Source organism: Cobetia sp. (assembly GCF_983723665.1).
The window spans coordinates 28,218-30,023 of the sequence record NZ_CFDJES010000011.1 but is presented as its reverse complement, the minus strand read 5'-3'; the positions used below and the strand labels follow the sequence as shown (position 1 = coordinate 30,023).

General features: G+C 62.2%; 2 protein-coding genes. Both read right to left on the bottom strand.

Annotation, left to right across the window (positions count from 1 at the left end):
- On the bottom strand, nt 1-618 hold a 618-nt coding region (locus AC4FAH_RS02520; RefSeq protein ID WP_490245611.1), incomplete at its 3' end, for an AMP-binding protein.
- A 322-nt stretch (nt 619-940) separates the two neighbouring features.
- Nucleotides 941-1,462 (bottom strand): MerR family transcriptional regulator, encoded by a 522-nt coding sequence (locus AC4FAH_RS02515; RefSeq protein ID WP_317292249.1) that lies wholly within the window; start codon nt 1,460-1,462, stop codon nt 941-943.
- Nucleotides 1,463-1,806: the final 344 nt, after the last annotated feature.

Genomic DNA, 1,806 nt, shown 5'->3' with positions numbered 1-1,806 from the left:
GACGCTATCGGCACCGCTGAGCACATCCTGCCAGTTGAGCATGCCGGGCAGGGCATCCTCGGCCTCGAAGCAGATCAGGCGCCTGAGGTCCGGCAGCGCGCCATTGTGAATGCCATCACGGCCGCGGGCCTCCCTGGCCTCAGGGAACAGCTCCTCGAGGATCGCCACATAGTCGGACGCCTTGAAGCGAGACTGGAAGATCAGCGTCGCCGCACCGGATTGCTTGAGGGCGTAGGCCAGTTCATGGCCGCGGTAACTCGGGTTGAGATTGACCAGCACCACACCGATCTTGGCGGTGGCGTACTGGATCAGCGTCCATTCGGCGCGATTGGGCGCCCAGATGCCGACGCGGTCGCCGCGCTCGATGCCCATCGCCAGCAGGCCGCGCGCCACGCGCTCGACCTCTGCGTGCAGTTCGGCCCAGGTGTAGCGCAGTCCCTGATGGCGACTGATCAGGGCATCGCGCTCGGGCCAGCGCGCGCAGATGCGGTCGAGGCAATCCCCGATGGTTTCTCCCATCAGTGGGGTGTCGGAGGTAGCGCTGAGATAGCTGGCTGATTGGCTTGCGTGTGCCATTTCGCTGGCAGGCTGGCGTGTGGCGATGGCGTCCTGTGACATGGTGCTTTCCTGTGTCCTTGGTTGTTATTGGTGAGGCAAGGCTTGTCAGGGGGAGCCGCCTCAGGGAGGCGGTGACGCAGTGTTGTCGTTCTTTTCGTTCTTTTCGTTTTTGTCGTCTGGTCGTGCTGTCGTCTTGTCATGAGTCGCGTGATCAGCGGGCGACGCGCTGCTCTCCGGCAGTCTGCTGTCGCCCGCACTCGCGAGGCGCTGGTCAGTTTTCGACAGACAGTTATCTACAGTCAGTCTAGTCGCTGTCACTTGTGTAGCCGGCAGTTATATAGCTGCTGCTGGCGCGAGTGGGTTCTGGCGTTGTTGATTCCAATCAGCTCTCGCTGTCGCCGGCCAGGCGGGCGAGGGCTTCGCGGGCACGTGTCTCGACGTCATCCAGCTCGCGCTGCATGGCGGTGAGATCGCGCAGCTGTCGCTCAAGGCCCTCACGCTTTTCGCTCAGGATGCCAAGCAGGCGGGTGAGCTGCTTCTCGCCACCGCCGTCGGCGGCGTCGTAGAGGTCGACCACTTCACGAATCTCGGCCAGCGAGAAGCCCAGTCGCTTGCCGCGCAGGGTCAGCTTGAGACGCACGCGGTCCTTGTCGCGATAGACGCGCGTCTGACCGCGCCGCTCCGGGTGCAGCAGACCTTCCTGCTCGTAGAAGCGGATGGTGCGCGTGGTCACGTCGAAATGCCGTGCCAGCTCGCCGATGCTCCAGGTGCGCTGGGTCGGACGGATGGCGTCGCTGGTGCTGGTGGTGCTCAGCAGGGACTCCACACCGGTATCGTGTGTCGCGCCATCAGGCGTTGCCCGGGATTTGGGGTCAGGACTTGGGGTCATCATCGTATCTGTCATGGGCGCTGCCGCTCCGGATGCTGTGCGCGCCAAGGAGAGGGGAATGCTCCTTGGCGCAGTGGGTGCCAGCGGCGTCTGGCCGTGAATTTTCTACAGACTAGCATTGTTTACGTTAACGTAAAGGGTAATAGTATTTGCAGCCAACCAAGCAGATGCTAGGTTGAATCAGATCACAGTCTCGGCTTGCCGTTTTCTGCAGGACGGCCTGGTTCTGCAGAACGTCTTCAGCTCTGCAAGGCGGCTCGCCTGACGACTTCGGCTCTGTTGACACACTGTCTTCCTCCCAATAACAACAGCCACAGGAATGCCACGCCATGTCTTCGACGTCTCTCACGCCCTCTACT

Bases quoted from the DNA above. Each gene is read 5' to 3' on its own strand.
- AC4FAH_RS02515 (WP_317292249.1), bottom strand. From the start codon at position 1,462: ATGACAGATACGATGATGACCCCAAGTCCTGACCCCAAATCCCGGGCA.